Annotated in this window: 9 protein-coding genes; 7 read left to right on the top strand and 2 right to left on the bottom strand. The window is 71.6% G+C overall.

What is annotated here, in order from left to right; genetic code table 11:
- Positions 1-30: 30 nt before the first annotated feature.
- The 4 genes from dapF (at position 31) to hflX (ending at position 6,596) form a co-directional block, all read left to right on the top strand.
- Complete coding sequence (dapF, locus tag EDD90_RS15565; RefSeq protein WP_123973589.1) at positions 31-903, top strand: diaminopimelate epimerase; 873 nt, start codon at positions 31-33, stop codon at positions 901-903.
- Between the two features lie 288 nt (positions 904-1,191).
- Positions 1,192-3,318, top strand: coding sequence for a bifunctional (p)ppGpp synthetase/guanosine-3',5'-bis(diphosphate) 3'-pyrophosphohydrolase (locus EDD90_RS15560; RefSeq protein ID WP_123973588.1), 2,127 nt, complete (start codon positions 1,192-1,194; stop codon positions 3,316-3,318).
- A gap of 112 nt (positions 3,319-3,430) precedes the next feature.
- The gene (locus EDD90_RS15555) at positions 3,431-4,918 is read left to right on the top strand and encodes a M1 family metallopeptidase (RefSeq protein WP_123973587.1); all 1,488 of its coding nucleotides are present in this window, start codon (positions 3,431-3,433) and stop codon (positions 4,916-4,918) included.
- Between the two features lie 184 nt (positions 4,919-5,102).
- Positions 5,103-6,596 carry a GTPase HflX gene (gene hflX / locus EDD90_RS15550; protein WP_123973586.1) on the top strand — a complete coding sequence of 498 codons (1,494 nt, stop codon included), beginning with the start codon at positions 5,103-5,105 and terminating at the stop codon, positions 6,594-6,596.
- Positions 6,597-6,778: 182 nt separating this feature from the next.
- On the opposite strand, the gene EDD90_RS15545 is transcribed toward hflX, so the two are convergent.
- Both EDD90_RS15545 and EDD90_RS15540 read right to left on the bottom strand, forming a co-directional pair.
- Entirely contained in the window at positions 6,779-8,002 is a 1,224-nt protein-coding gene (locus tag EDD90_RS15545; protein WP_185149111.1) for a serine protease, read from the bottom strand.
- Between the two features lie 99 nt (positions 8,003-8,101).
- Positions 8,102-9,361 (bottom strand): glucarate dehydratase family protein, encoded by a 1,260-nt coding sequence (locus EDD90_RS15540; RefSeq protein ID WP_123973585.1) that lies wholly within the window; start codon positions 9,359-9,361, stop codon positions 8,102-8,104.
- A 320-nt stretch (positions 9,362-9,681) separates the two neighbouring features.
- On the opposite strand from EDD90_RS15540, the gene EDD90_RS15535 reads away from it, so the two are divergent.
- From EDD90_RS15535 to EDD90_RS15525, 3 genes are all read left to right on the top strand, one after another.
- Positions 9,682-11,454, top strand: a complete 1,773-nt coding sequence (locus tag EDD90_RS15535) for a diaminobutyrate--2-oxoglutarate transaminase family protein (protein WP_185149110.1) — start codon at positions 9,682-9,684, stop codon at positions 11,452-11,454.
- 189 nt (positions 11,455-11,643) lie between these two features.
- Positions 11,644-13,857, top strand: coding sequence for an IucA/IucC family protein (locus EDD90_RS15530; protein ID WP_123973584.1), 2,214 nt, complete (start codon positions 11,644-11,646; stop codon positions 13,855-13,857).
- Between the two features lie 149 nt (positions 13,858-14,006).
- Positions 14,007-15,014, top strand: coding sequence for a GNAT family N-acetyltransferase (locus tag EDD90_RS15525; protein ID WP_123973583.1), 1,008 nt, complete (start codon positions 14,007-14,009; stop codon positions 15,012-15,014).
- Positions 15,015-15,202: the final 188 nt, after the last annotated feature.

The raw sequence follows: 15,202 nt of genomic DNA, 5'->3' as shown, positions 1-15,202 counted from the left end.
CGCCACGCACCCCTCCCGTACCCTCGAAGAATGAGCATCCCCTTCCTCAAGGGCCACGGCACCGAGAACGACTTCGTGATCGTCCCGGACCCGGACAACGCCCTCGACCTCACCCCGGCCACGGTCGCCGCTCTCTGCGACCGCAGGGCCGGCATCGGGGCCGACGGCGTGCTGCACGTCGTACGGTCCGCTGCGCACCCCGAGGCCAAGGGGATGGCCGCCGACGCGGAGTGGTTCATGGACTACCGCAACGGCGACGGCTCGATCGCCGAGATGTGCGGCAACGGCGTCCGCGTCTTCGCCCGCTACCTCCAGCACGCCGGCCACGTCACCGAGGGCGACCTCGCCGTGGCCACGCGCGGCGGAGTGAAGAAGGTCCACATCGCGAAGGACGGTGATGTCACCGTCGGCATGGGCAGCGCCCGCCTCCCCGAGGGCGACGTGACCGTGAGCGTCGGCGACCGCACCTGGCCCGCGCGGAACGTGAACATGGGCAACCCGCACGCCGTCGCCTTCGTCGAGGACCTCGCCCACGCCGGCGACCTCTACACCCCGCCCCCCTTCAGCCCCCCGTCGGCCTACCCCGAAGGGGTCAACGTCGAGTTCGTCGTCGACCGCGGCCCCCGCCACGTCGCGATGCGCGTGCACGAGCGCGGCTCCGGCGAGACCCGCTCCTGCGGCACCGGCGCCTGCGCGGTCGCCGTGGCCGCCATCCGCCGTGACGGCGCCGACCCCGCCGCCACCGGCACCCCGGTGACCTACACCGTGGACGTGCCCGGCGGCCGGCTCGTCATCACCGAACGGCCCGACGGCGAGATCGAGATGACCGGCCCCGCCGTGATCGTTGCCGAGGGCGAGATCGACGCCGAGTGGCTGGAAAACGCCCTCCACCGAGCTGACTGAACGTAATGAACCGTGGTCCGGGTGGTCGTCCAACGCCTGGATCCACGGCCCGCGTTGCCCCGGGCGGCGAGAAACATCGGCCACACCCCGAACAGGTGGCGCAAAATCGTAAACCTCCAAATCGTCGCTCGATTGGGTGATCCGTTTCACGCTCGGCGGGAGCCGGTCAATCGGGCGCGATGGGCTCGGTAGCATCAAGCACCGGCACGGACGGGGGAACGTCGCCAATCCCTGAGCCGCGTATGCCCTGGGGCCCCGTCCGCCGGTCCACGAGCCGGAGGTGTGCCCATGAGTGCGGAGGCCACGAACCCTGCGACGCCCGGTCCTGTAGTGCCCACAGTGGCCCGCAGGAAGGCCCGCGCCCGGATCGACCTGCGCCGGCTCGGCCTGGCCGCGCTGCTCGGCAACGCCGCCCGCGGCAAACTGCCCGACGCCATCGGCCATGTCGCGGAGGCGCACCGCGCCCACTACCCCGACGCCGACCTCGAGCCGCTGCGCCGCGCCTATGTGCTGGCCGAGTCCTCGCACCGCGGTCAGATGCGCAAGAGCGGTGAGCCGTACATCACCCATCCCCTCGCGGTGACCCTGATCCTCGCCGAACTCGGGGCCGAGACCACGACCCTGACGGCGTCCCTGCTCCACGACACCGTCGAGGACACCGATGTGACGCTCGATCAGGTGCGGGAACAGTTCGGCGAGGAGGTCCGTTATCTGGTCGACGGGGTGACGAAACTCGAGAAGGTCGACTACGGGGCCGCCGCCGAACCCGAGACGTTCCGGAAGATGCTCGTCGCCACCGGCAGCGACGTCCGTGTGATGTCGATCAAGCTCGCCGACCGGCTGCACAACATGCGCACCCTCGGCGTGATGCGCCGCGAGAAGCAGGAACGCATCGCCAAGGTCACCCGTGACGTCCTCATCCCGCTCGCCGAGCGGCTCGGCGTGCAGGCCCTGAAGACCGAGCTGGAGGACCTGGTCTTCGCGATCCTGCACCCCGAGGAGTACGAGCACACCCGGGAGCTGATCGCCGCGAACGCGGCCCGTGCCGACGACCCCCTCGCCGCGATCGCCGACGAGGTGCGCTCAGTGCTGCGCGAGGCCGACATCCCCGCCGAAGTCCTCATCCGGCCACGGCACTTCGTCTCCGTCCACCGCGTCAGCCGCAAGCGCGGCGAACTGCGCGGCGCCGACTTCGGCCGGCTCCTGGTGCTGGTCAACGAGGACGCCGACTGTTACGCCGTCCTCGGCGAACTGCACACCTGTCTGACCCCGGTGGTCTCGGAGTTCAAGGACTTCATCGCCGTACCGAAGTTCAACCTGTACCAGTCACTGCACACGGCGGTGGCCCGCGCCGACGGCCAGGTCGCCGAGGTCCTCATCCGCACCCACCAGATGCACAAGGTCGCCGAGGCCGGAGTCGTCGCCCTCGGCAACCCCTACGCCCCGGCCGCCGACGCCCCCGCACCGGAGACCTCCGAGGATCCGGCCGACGGCGAGCGCGCAGACCCCACCCGCCCCGGCTGGCTCTCCCGCCTCCTCGACTGGCAGAAGGCGGCCCCCGACACCGACACCTTCTGGTCCACCCTGCGCGAGGACCTCGCCCAGGACCGCGAGATCACCGTCTTCCGCCCCGACGGCGGCACCCTCGGCCTCCCCGAGGGCGCCAGCTGCGTCGACGCCGCCTACGCCCAGTACGGCGAGGACGCCCACGCCTGCATCGGCGCCCGCGTCAACGGCCGCCTCGCGACCCTCAGCACGGTCCTCAGGGACGGCGACACCGTCCAGCTCCTGATGGGCCAGGACCCGGCCTCCGAGCCCTCCCGGGAGTGGCTGGAGCACGCCCATACCCCGGCGGCCCGGATCGCCATCCAGCGCTGGCTGGCCACCCACCCGGACAGCGCCGAGGAACCGCACGTCCCCGCCGCGGTACCCACCCGACCTGTCCCGGAACCCCAGGCCTCCAGCCCCCGCACCGCCAGCGCCGTCGTCGTCGACCGCCCCGGCGCGACCGTACGGCTGGCCGGCTGCTGCACCCCCGTACCGCCCGACGAGGTCACCGGCTTCGCCGTACGCGGGGGAGTGGTCACCGTGCACCGCGTCGAGTGTGCCGCGGTGGCGCACATGAAGGGCACCGGGCGCCCCGAGACCGCCGTGAGCTGGGGCGACAGCACCGCCTGCCGGGTCACCCTGGTCGCCGAATCGTTCGGCCGCCCCCATCTGCTCGCCGACCTCACCGAGGCGATGGCCCAGGAGGGCGCCGAGATCGTCTCGGCGACCGTGGAACCGCCCAGCCAGCAGCGCGTCCGCCACACGTACACGGTCGAACTCCCCGACGCGGCCCACCTCCCCGACCTGATGCGCGCGATGCGCAATGTGCCCGGGGTGTACGACGTGGGCCGGGCGCAACACCAGTGACATGCCCGACGGGTACGACATGAGCCGAACGAAATGCCGGTGACTTACTCGTTCGGGTGGTTTGGTCGCGAGCCGTCGCCGTGAACCGGGAACGCGTTGGTAGCGGTGGTCCATGCCGCTCACTTTCCGCACCCGCTCGCCCCGGCGCCGGAAGGCCGCTGTCCTCCTCGCCTCCGCCGTCTCCGTCGCCCTCCTGGGCGCGAGCGCCCCGCCGGTTCCGCTCGGCGTCGGCGACCGGCTCTTCCCGTACCTCGGCAACCCGGGGTACGACGTGGCGTCGTACGACCTCTCCTTCACCTATCCCGGCAGCAACGACAAGCCGCTGCAGGCCGTCACCACCATCGACGCCTGGACGACCAAGGACCTGGACCGGGTCAACCTCGACTTCGCGCACGGCAAGGTCGCGTCCGTCGAGGTCGACGGCCGGCCCGCCGCCTTCGCGGGCGCCGGCGAGGATCTGGTCGTCACCCCCGACCGGCCGCTGCGGCAGGGCAGCTGGACCCGGATCACCGTGAAGCACACCAGCGATCCGGTGCCCGCCAAGGGCCAGGACGGCGGCTGGGTGCGCACCACGGACGGGCTCGCCATGGCCAACCAGGCCGACGCCGCCCACCTGGTCTTCCCGTGCAACGACCACCCGTCCGACAAGGCGATGTTCACCTTCCACATCACCGCCCCGAAGGGCTACACCGTCGTCGCCAACGGCCTTCCCACCGACTCCGTCCGGATCGGCCGCTCGACGACCTGGACCTACCGCACCCAGCACCCCATGGCCACCGAACTGGCCCAGGTCTCCATCGGCCGCTCCGCCGTACTGCACCGTGCCGGACCGCACGGACTGCCCGTCCGGGACGTCGTCCCGAGCGCCGACGCCAAGAAGCTCGAACCCTGGCTGGCCAAGACCCCGGACCAGATCGCCTGGCTGGAGAGCAAGGTCGGACCGTACCCGTTCGAGACGTACGGCGTACTGATGGCCCAGGCCTCCACCGGCTTCGAGCTGGAGACCCAGACGCTCTCCCTCTTCGAGAAGGACCTCTTCACGGAGCCCGCGTACCCGAAGTGGTACATCGAGTCGGTCATGGTGCACGAGCTCTCCCACCAGTGGTTCGGCGACAGCGTCAGCCCGCACGTCTGGTCCGACGTCTGGCTGAACGAGGGCCACGCCACCTGGTACGAGGAGCTGTACGCGGAGGAGAAGGGCAAGCAGCCCATGATCAACCGCATGAAGGCGGCGTACGGCGCCTCCGACCGCTGGCGCGCCGAGGGCGGACCGCCCGCCATGCCCAAGCCGCCCGCGCCCGGCCAGAAGATCAGCATCTTCCGCCCGAACATCTACGACGGCGCCGCCCTGGCCCTGTACGCCCTGCGCCAGGAGATCGGCAAGCCCGCCTTCGAACGCCTGGAGCGGATGTGGGTGCAGCGGTACAAGGACGGCAACGCCACCACCGCCGACTTCGTCCACCTGGCCTCCGCGGTCGCCGACCGCGATCTCACCGGCTTCTTCCGCGCCTGGCTGTACGGCCAGAAGACCCCGCCGATGCCCGGCCACCCGGACTGGAAGCAGGTCCCGGCCTCGGCCAGGCAGAAGGCCCGGAAGTGACGGCGGGGCGGCCCCCGGAATAACACCGTGCCGGGACGGGGCGTACCGTGCGACCATCATGGGGTCGGCGCGGTACGCCGCACGCGGCACGGGTCGCGGGGAATCTCCCGGGGTACTCGTACGTTGGAACGTTGTCAGCATCACACCCGCCGGCTTCGGCATCCCCATCGACGTAAAGGACCCAATGACCTCCTCTTCTTCCCCTTCCCAGGACACCAGGCGCCTCGCGCAGGACTACCCCGACGGTCTTCGGGCCGATGCCCTGATGGAAGAGGACGTCGCCTGGAGCCACGAGATCGACGGAGAGCGGGACGGCGACCAGTTCGACCGCTCCGAGCGCGCGGCCCTGCGCCGCGTGGCGGGCCTCTCCACCGAGCTCGAGGACGTCACCGAGGTCGAGTACCGACAGCTCCGCCTGGAGCGGGTCGTGCTCGTCGGGGTCTGGACCTCGGGCACCGCACAGGACGCGGACAACTCCCTCGCGGAGCTGGCCGCCCTCGCCGAGACGGCGGGCGCACTCGTGCTCGACGGCGTCATCCAGCGCCGCGACAAGCCCGACGCGGCCACCTACATCGGCTCCGGCAAGGCCCTGGAGCTGCGCGACATCGTCGTCGAGACCGGCGCCGACACCGTCATCTGTGACGGTGAGCTGAGCCCGGGCCAGCTGATCCAGCTGGAGGACGTCGTCAAGGTCAAGGTCATCGACCGGACCGCCCTGATCCTGGACATCTTCGCCCAGCACGCCAAGTCCCGAGAGGGCAAGGCGCAGGTCTCGCTCGCGCAGATGCAGTACATGCTGCCGAGGCTGCGAGGCTGGGGTCAGTCGCTGTCCCGCCAGATGGGCGGCGGCAAGGGCGGCGGCCTCGCCACCCGTGGTCCCGGTGAGACCAAGATCGAGACGGACCGGCGGCGGATCCGCGAGAAGATGGCGAAGATGCGCCGGGAGATCGCGGAGATGAAGACCGGCCGCGAGATCAAGCGCCAGGAGCGCCGCCGCAACAAGGTGCCGTCCGTCGCCATCGCGGGCTACACCAACGCCGGCAAGTCCTCCCTGCTCAACCGCCTCACGGGCGCAGGTGTCCTGGTCGAGAACGCCCTGTTCGCGACCCTGGACCCGACCGTCCGCCGCGCGGAGACCCCGAGCGGCCGCCTCTACACCCTGGCGGACACGGTCGGCTTCGTCCGCCACCTGCCCCACCACCTGGTCGAGGCGTTCCGCTCCACCATGGAGGAGGTCGGCGACTCCGACCTGATCCTGCACGTGGTCGACGGCGCGCACCCGACCCCGGAGGAGCAGCTGGCCGCCGTACGCGAGGTGATCAGGGACGTCGGCGCGACCGACGTACCGGAGATCGTAGTGATCAACAAGGCGGACGCGGCGGACCCCCTGGTCCTCCAGCGCCTGCTACGCAACGAGAAACGCTCGATCGCGGTCTCGGCCCGCACCGGCCTGGGCATCGACGAACTCCTGGCCCTGATCGACAACGACCTGCCCCGCCCGTCGGTCGAGATCGAGGCCCTGGTCCCGTACACCCACGGCAAGCTGGTGGCCCGCGCCCACAACGAGGGCGAGGTGATCTCGGAGGAGCACACCGCCGAGGGCACCCTCCTCAAGGTCCGCGTCCACGAGGAACTGGCGGCGGAACTCGCGCCGTACGTTCCGGCTCCGGCTGCGTGACGACGGGCAGGTGAAGGCCCCGCTCCCCTTACCGGGGAGCGGGGCCTTGTGTCTTTTGTCTTTCAGGGGCGCGGGGCTGTTATCGATATGCGGCTCCGCCGCGTGGGCGCGAGCAATCCACGACGGCCGTCAGCCGCCGAACCACAGTTCCCCCTACGGCGACAAGGCGATATCAGCCGCCCTCACTGATCAGCGAACTCCTTACTGACCGCCTCGTACACACCCTTGGCCACAGCACCCAACCGAGGGCCGGCCAGCCACCCCGAACTCACCGGCCCGATGGACGTGTTGGACACCAGCGCCGGCTTCCCGCCCGACCCGGTCTCCACCCAGCCACCCCCGGACGCCCCGCCGGTCATCGTGCACCCGATCCGGTACATCGTCGGCGCCGACGCATCGACCGACAGCCGCCCCGGCTTGTCCGCGCACTGGTACAGCAACGACCCGTCGTACGGCTTCGCCGCCGGATACCCCTTGGCCGTGATGCTCGACACCTTCGGCACGGCCGGAGCGTCGAAGTTCACCGGAAGCGCCGAACCGACCGTCTCCTCCAGGGACTTGCCGCTACCGCCCTGTTCGGGCGTCACATGGATCACGGCGTAGTCGTACGACGCACCGTCGCCGCCCGTCTCCCCGCCCTGATCGATCCACTGCTGCGAGGTCTGCGCCCCGTCACCCCACCAGACGCCGTAGGGCGCGATCTCCGAGCGGGTCGCCTTCGCCAGCGCCGCACCCGTCAGACCCTGGTCGTTGTACGACGGCACGAACGCGATGTTCCGGTACCAGCCGCCCTTCTTGCCGGCGTGCACACAGTGTCCCGCCGTCCACACCAGGTTGGACTTGCCCGGGTGCGCGGGGTCCTCGACGACCGTCGCCGAGCAGACCATCGTGCCCTCGGGGGAGTCGAAGAACACCTTCCCGGAGGCGGCCGCGCTCGCGTGGTACGTCGGCCGGACGGCCTTCGCCTGGACCGGCGCCGGCGTCGGGTCGGTCACGCCCTGGTCACCGGAGATGTCGTTGTCGTCGACACCCTTGTTCTTGTCCGGGTCGTTGGCGTCCCGCATCCGGTCCGGGTCCCACAGCCCCTTGATGATGGGGTTGATGAAATCGTTGGCCTCGCGCAGCCAGTCGTCCTTGTTCCAGTTCTTCCAGGCGCCGTGCTTCCACTTGTCGATGTCGATCCCGTGCTCTTTGAGCTTGTTCTTGATGTCGTCCGGGATCTTGATCTTGCCGTCGCCGGTGTCGGCCGTGGCGGACGCCGAGGCCGGGCCGCCCGCGTTGGCGTCGTTGGAACCGCTGCAGGCGGTGGCGGTCAGGGCCAGCGACGAGGCGAGGGCGACGGCCGCCAGCGCACGGGGCGCGCCCCTTCCACGGCGCAGGACGGACGACGGCCGGAAGGATCGCATGGTGGTGACTCCCCCTGTTGGTACGGAACTTCAGCGCCACACACTATGCGGTCGCTGTGGGGGACTCCCGATGGAAGGGCAACGGTTTCGCTACGGGCCTCACCGGCGGGGCAACCGAAATTCGTAGCTGGGATCCACGCGCCGCATGTAACCGGTGTCGTCCCGTGTGCGCATCCCCGACTCCAGGTACAGCCGGTGCAGCCGGTCCAGCGCCTCATGATCGAGTTCGACGCCGAGTCCCGGACCGGTCGGCACCCGCACCGCACCGTCCTTCAGCTCCAGCACACCGGGGACGATCACATCGTCGGCGCTGTTCCACGGGTAGTGCGTGTCGCAGGAGTGGTCCAGGTTCGGGATCGCGGCCGCGACATGGGTCATCGCGGCGAGGCTGATGCCCAGATGCGAGTTGGAGTGCATGGACAGGGCGAGCCCGAACGTCTCGCAGACCGCGGCGAGTTCACGGGTGCGACGGAGCCCGCCCCAGTAGTGGTGGTCGGTCAGCAGCACCTGGATCGCGCGCTGCTCGATCGCCGGCCTCAGATGCTCCCAGGCGATCACACACATGTTGGTGGCGAGGGGGAGCGGCGACTCCTCCGCCACGGCCGCCATGCCCTCGATGGTCGCGGTCGGGTCCTCCAGGTATTCGAGGACGTCCCCGAGCTCATGGGCGACGTACTTCGAGGTCTCCACCGACCAAGCCACGTTGGGATCGAGCCGCAAGGGCTGCCCGGGGAACGCCTCCGCCAGCGCCCGTATCGCCGCGATCTCCTCGTCCGGCGGGAACACGCCACCCTTCAGCTTGAACGACCGTAACCCGTACCGCTGTTGCATCAGCCGCGCCTGCTCGACGACGCCGGCCGGATCCAGCGCCGCCCCCCAGCCGTCGCCGACCGCCGGGCGTCCGTCCAGTGCCGGGTGCTCCGCCCACTTGTAGAAGAGGTACGCGGCGAAGGGCACCGAGTCCCGGACCGTGCCGCCGAGCAGGTCGCTGACCGGCCGCCCGAGCAGCTTGCCCTGCGCGTCCATGCAGGCCACCTCCACCGCACTCGTGGTCCAGCCGCGTTCGTGCGAGCTGGGTACGGTCGGCAGCAGAGCCGCGTCGACGGCCGCGACGACGGCCGTCGCGTCGAAGACGTCCATGCCCACGACCGTCTTCGCGGCCTTCTCGAGCCGTTCCAGCCGGGCCGTGCCACCCGGGGACTCCCCGAGGCCCACCGTGCCGTCCTCCAGGACGAGTTGGAGGACGATCCGCACCGCGAGGGGCTCGTGGACACCGTTGGAGTTGAGCAGCGGCGGGTCGCGGAAGGCGATGGGTGTGATGACCAGCTCGCGGATCCTCGTGCCTGCGGGAGTGTTCATGCGGTGACTGCCTCCGGTCCGTGGTCGATGAGTTCGGCTGGTTCGCGAATATGAACGCTCATCACGGATGTAAATACTGAGCCAAGCTACGAATTGCTTGATCCGGATGTCAAGACATGATCTGGGATTCCGTCGAGGGATGGTCCTCTGTCCGGCGGGTCGAATGAGAGGTGCGGACCAAGGCGAGGGCGCCGCAATGATCTTGAGATGACCCGTAACCCGTCGGACGGTCCGGGGTTGGTAGTGGTGGGGGGTCCGCTGCCTGTGCCCAGGGCCCCGCCGATCAACTCGCCTCTGGACAGCGGGGAGGACAGCCAGCCGTGGCCGTGACGGAGTCGGTGACCGGGGGGACGCCCGGGGGAGCGCGCGCGGCGCACGAGGGGATCCTGAGGCGTCAGTCGGCGCGCGAGTCGAGGGCACGTACCTACGCGCGCGCCCTCCCCATCGTGCCCGTGCGGGCCCGTGGCCTGACCATCGAGGGCGCCGACGGCCGCCGCTACCTCGACTGCCTCTCCGGCGCCGGCACCCTCGCGCTCGGACACAACCACCCGGTCGTGCTGGAGGCGATCCGCAAGGTCCTCGACTCCGGCGCCCCGCTCTCCGTCCTCGACCTGGCGACCCCGGTCAAGGACGCCTTCATCACCGAACTGTTCCGCACCCTGCCGCCCGGCCTCGCCGACCGGGCCCGCGTCCAGTTCTGCGGGCCCGCCGGCACGGACGCCGTCGAGGCCGCCTTCAAACTCGTCCGGGCCGCGACCGGCCGCACCGGCATCCTCGCCTTCACCGGGGCGTACCACGGGATGACCACCGGCGCCCTGGCCGCCTCCGGCGGGGCCGGCGATGTCCGTGTCGCCCGGCTGCCCTACCCCCAGGACTACCGCTGCCCGTTCGGCGTCGGCGGCCCGCGCGGCGCGGAACTCGCCGCCCGCTGGACCGAGTCCGTCCTCGACGACCCCAAGTCCGGCGTCCCGCTGCCCGCCGGCATGATCCTCGAACCCGTCCAGGGGGAGGGCGGAGTGATCCCGGCCCCGGACGACTGGCTGCGCCGGATGCGCCGAGTCACCGCCGACCGGTCCATCCCCCTCATCGCGGACGAGATCCAGACCGGGGTGGGCAGGACCGGCGCCTTCTGGGCCGTCGAGCACAGCGGGGTCACCCCGGACGTGATGGTCCTGTCCAAGGCCATCGGCGGCAGCCTCCCTCTTGCCGTCGTCGTCTACCGCGACGACCTCGACGTCTGGGAACCCGGCGCCCACGCCGGCACCTTCCGGGGCAACCAACTCGCCATGGCCGCCGGGACGGCCACCCTCGCCCACGTCCGCGAGAACGCCCTCGCCGAACGGGCGGGCTTGCTCGGCTCCCGGATGCTCTCCCAGCTTCGGACTCTCCAGGCGGAGTTCGCGTGCATCGGGGATGTGCGCGGGCGGGGGCTGATGATCGGGGTGGAACTGGTCGATCCGGAGGGGGAGGGACGTACGGGCGAGGCCCGGGACACGGGCGGCGCGACGGGGGCGAGCGCGGGGGACCGGGAAGCGCGCGGGACGGGGCGTACGACGACGGGCGGGCGGACCGGTGCCGAGGATGCGGGTGGGCGAGACGGCCGGCTGGGTGTGCATGGCGGTGCGGCGGACATGGGCGGACGAGACCACGTCCGTGGGTGGGGGCGGGGCGTGCCGGGTGGGGTGGCCGGTGCCGGTAACGGCGCGGCGGGTGTCACGGACCGTGCGGACGGCGTGGTGAGTGCGGGCGGCGATGCGGCGGGCGCCCTCGACCGCGCGCCGGGCGTGGGGCGCGGCGCCGTCGGCGGGGCCGCGACCGGGTGGAACGCCGATGCGCGTCGCGAGCCGCGGCCCGCGGCGCCCGAGTTCGCCGCCGCTGTGCAACGCGCTTGTCTGGAGCGCGGCCTGATCGTCGAACTCGGCGGTCGCCACGCCGGTGTCGTACGGCTTCTCCCGCCCCTCACCATCAGCGACGAACAGGCGGCCGCCGTACTGGACCGGCTCGCCGACGCGGTGGACGCGGTGGCCCGCGACCCGGCCGGCCACGGTGTTCTGCCGCCACGCCCGGACGGCCGCAGGAAACCGACCGGCTAGCCGCAGCACCCGGAACGGGCCGACCCGCCGACGCACACCGGGCGGGCCGGTCGGCCGCCTCCGGAAACCCCTCATCGTCCCCACCTCTCTCATCAGGACGCTCAGCACTCGACTCCCCTGCGCATCAAGCGAGTCCGCCCCGACCGACGGCGAACTCCCCGCCCCCCACAAGTCCCCGAGGAACCCCCCTTGAACGCCACCCCCACCCCCGACGATCACGGAGACCAAAGCCCACAGGGGCGCCCCGTTCCGCTCGCCGAGTCGGTTCCCCAACAACGTGGCCGCACCGCCCCGCCCGAGCGCCCGCGCGACGACACCGGGGACCTTCTTGAGCACCCCGACCCGCATATCGCCGCCCAGGCCGCAGCGGTGGAGAACCTGCTGCGCTGCTGGGTACGCGAGACGAACCTCCCCGCGCCCGACACCGCCACCCTCCGCATCCCGCTCCCCTCCAGCGGTACGGCCCTCATCACCCCGGTCCGCCACTGGTCCCCGACCGGCTGGCACCGATTCGGCCAACCCCGTCTGGCCGGCACCCCCGACACCGCCCCACCCGTCGACGCGGTCACCCTCGCCGCCCTGCTCACCCGGGAGACGGCCTGGGGAGCCGACGGCATGGCCAGGCGACCCGAGGACCCGGCAGGGCCGCGAGCCGAAGACCCGGCGGCGCGCCGAGCCGACGGAGCGGTCCGTCGAGCCGACGGCGTCCCCGGCCAGGCCGACGGCGTTCTCCGCGCCGCCAACGGCGTTCCTGCCCGGAGCGACAGCACACCCCGCACCGCCAACGGCGTGCCGGCCCAGAGTGACGGCACCACCCGAACCATCGGCACAACCGGCGCCGGTGACAGCTCGCCCGGCCCCGGCGGCGCGTCCGGTACCCGGGACGGCTCACCCGGCGCCGCCGACGGCTCCCCTGTCGCCCGGGCCACCCCCGACGACGGCGACCTCGTGGCCCGCGTCGCCGACTCACTGCGTCGCACCGTCACCTTCATCGTGGACCGGCGCGCCCGTCCCGCCGACGGCCCCGACCGCTTCCTCGCCGCCGAGCAGGCACTCCTCCTCGGCCACCCGTTCCATCCGACCCCGAAGAGCCGTGAGGGTCTGACCGAGTCCGAAGCCCGGCTCTACTCGCCGGAGTTGCGCGGCTCCTTCCCGCTGCACTGGATGGCGGTCGCCTCCTCCCTTCTCGTCACCGACTCGGCCTGGACCGAGCGAGGCCGCCCCCTCCCCGCGCCGCACCTGATGGCACGTCTGGCGGGAACGGCCCTGCCCCTGCCCGACGGCTGCGCCGCCGCCCTGCCCCTGCACCCCTGGCAGGCCCGCGAGGTCCGCCACCGCGCGGAGACCGCCGCCCTCCTCGACGCCGGACTCCTCCGCGACCTGGGCCCCCTCGGCGCCCCCTGGCATCCCACCTCCTCCGTACGAACCGTCCACCGCACTGGCGCTCCCGCCATGCTCAAGCTGTCACTGGGCCTGCGCATCACCAACTCCCGCCGGGAGAACCTCCGCAAGGAACTCCACCGAGGCGTCGAGGTGCACCGCCTGCTGCGCACCGGCCTCGCGAAGCACTGGCAGGCCGCCCACCCGGGCTTCGACATCGTGCGCGACCCCGCCTGGCTGGCCGTCGACGGCGAGGACGGCCGACCCGTACCCGGACTGGACGTGGTGATCCGGCACAACCCGTTCACCCCCGCCGACGACGCGTCCTGCGTCGCCGGGCTGGTCGCCCCGCGGCCCCTCGACGCCCCGGGGGCGAACGGCAGGCCCGGGACATACCGTTCCCGGCTCGCCCAGGTGGTCGCCCGGCTCGCCGAACGCACCGGACGGCCCGTCGGCGCCGTCAGCGCCGAGTGGTTCCTGCGCTACCTGGAGCAGGTGGTCCGCCCGGTGCTCTGGCTCGACGGCGAAGCCGGCATCGCGCTGGAAGCGCACCAGCAGAACACCCTGCTCCTGCTGGACGCCGACGGCTGGCCCGCCGGCGGGCGATACCGCGACAACCAGGGCTACTACTTCCGTGAGTCCCGGCGGGCCGACCTCGACGCCCGGCTGCCCGGCATCGGCGAGCAGAGCGACACCTTCGTCTCCGACGAGGTCACCGACGAACGCTTCGCCTACTACCTCGGCATCAACAACGTGCTCGGCCTGATCGGCGCGTTCGGCTCCCAGCGGCTCGCCGACGAACGCCTGCTGCTCGCGGCGTTCCGCCGGTTCCTCACCGACGTGGCCACCGGGCCCGCCCGGCTGCGCAGCCCCCTGCCCGGCCGTCTGCTCGACTCACCCGTCCTGCGCTGCAAGGCCAACCTGCTGACCCGGCTGCACGGCCTCGACGAACTCGTCGGCCCGGTCGACACCCAGTCCGTCTACGTCACCATCGCCAACCCCCTCCACTCCGCACAGTCCTGATCGCTCGGACCACCTCACCGGCCCGTCGCTCACCGTCCTTTCGTCCACCGGTCTCCGTCCACCGGTCTCCGTCCACCGGCCTTCGATCACCGACCTTCGTTCACCTACCGAGGAACATGACCCACCCCGTCTCCTGAGAGGAGCGCAGCATGCCTCCCACCGACGCGAGCGCCGACGCAGGCCTCGTCCCGGTCCATCCCGTCCACCCCGGCCGCCCCGGACCCGCCGAGGACGACCGGGACTGCGAGGACACCCTGGACCTGCGTCTGCCCGATGGATTCAGCGCCCTCTTCGCCGGGACGACGACCGGCGGCGCCGACGGCGACGTCGGAGGGACGACCGACCCCGACCGCGGCGGAAGGGAATGGCCCGCGCCGACGGCCTGGGACGAGACGGACACCGCCCCGGCCGACGAGACCCGCACCGCCACGTTCGACCACGACCGCGATCACGACCACCGTCCCGGTCCGCTGGTCCACGACCGTCTCTCCGCATTCGACCGCGACCGAGCCGTCCCGTTCGACGCCGACCGGGCCGCTGCACCCGGCCACGACCGGCTCGCCGCACTCGACCCGCTCGGCACACCCGATCTGCTCGACCGGATCGGCACCTGGGGTCCCACCGAAACCCCCGTCGGCCTCTTCCACCTCGTGCCGGTCAACGTGGAACGCGACCTGCCGATCGTCAGCCGATGGATGAGCGACCCTGCCGTGGCCGCGTTCTGGCAGCTGGCCGACTCACGGGAGCAGACGGAGGACCATCTGCGCGCCCAACTGACGGGAGACGGACGCAGTGTGCCGTGCCTGGGCCTGCTCCACGGCACCCCGATGAGCTACTGGGAGATCTACCGGGCCGACCTGGACCCGCTCGCCCGCCACTATCCGGCCCGCCCGCACGACACCGGGATCCACCTGCTCGTCGGTGCCGTCGCCGACCGGGGACGGGGACTGGGGTCCGCCCTGCTCAGAGCCGTGGCCGATCTCGTGCTCGACCACCGCCCCGCCTGTGCGCGCGTCGTCGCGGAGCCCGATCTTCGCAACACCCCCTCCGTGGCCGCCTTCCTCAACGCGGGCTACCGCTACGCGGCCGAGGTCGACCTGCCTGCCAAACGGGCCGCCCTGATGATCCGGGACCGGTCCCTACGTCATCTGATGTAGCGCTGAGTGATTGCGCGTACACATGTAGTACGAAGCGGCGACCGATCAAGTTCCGGCCGCTCGAAAAAATTCGAAGCAGCCGAACCTCCGGTCCGCCCTTCCCCGCCCGGCCCGTCCGTCCAGGAGCATCCGGCGTGATCCCACCCACCGCCGCCGCCTTGATCGCCCGATTGTCAGTGCCGGGCCGT

The organism is Streptomyces sp. Ag109_O5-1 (assembly GCF_003814875.1).
Classification (GTDB): domain Bacteria; phylum Actinomycetota; class Actinomycetes; order Streptomycetales; family Streptomycetaceae; genus Streptomyces; species Streptomyces sasae.
The sequence above is the reverse complement of the archived record's forward strand: the minus strand, read 5'-3'. Positions and strand labels throughout refer to the sequence as shown.

Bases quoted from the DNA above. Each gene is read 5' to 3' on its own strand.
- EDD90_RS15540 (WP_123973585.1), bottom strand. From the start codon at position 9,361: ATGAACACTCCCGCAGGCACGAGGATCCGCGAGCTGGTCATCACACCC.
- EDD90_RS15525 (WP_123973583.1), top strand. From the start codon at position 14,007: ATGCCTCCCACCGACGCGAGCGCCGACGCAGGCCTCGTCCCGGTCCAT.
- EDD90_RS15560 (WP_123973588.1), top strand. From the start codon at position 1,192: ATGAGTGCGGAGGCCACGAACCCTGCGACGCCCGGTCCTGTAGTGCCC.
- hflX (WP_123973586.1), top strand. From the start codon at position 5,103: ATGACCTCCTCTTCTTCCCCTTCCCAGGACACCAGGCGCCTCGCGCAG.
- EDD90_RS15545 (WP_185149111.1), bottom strand. From the start codon at position 8,002: ATGCGATCCTTCCGGCCGTCGTCCGTCCTGCGCCGTGGAAGGGGCGCG.
- dapF (WP_123973589.1), top strand. From the start codon at position 31: ATGAGCATCCCCTTCCTCAAGGGCCACGGCACCGAGAACGACTTCGTG.
- EDD90_RS15555 (WP_123973587.1), top strand. From the start codon at position 3,431: ATGCCGCTCACTTTCCGCACCCGCTCGCCCCGGCGCCGGAAGGCCGCT.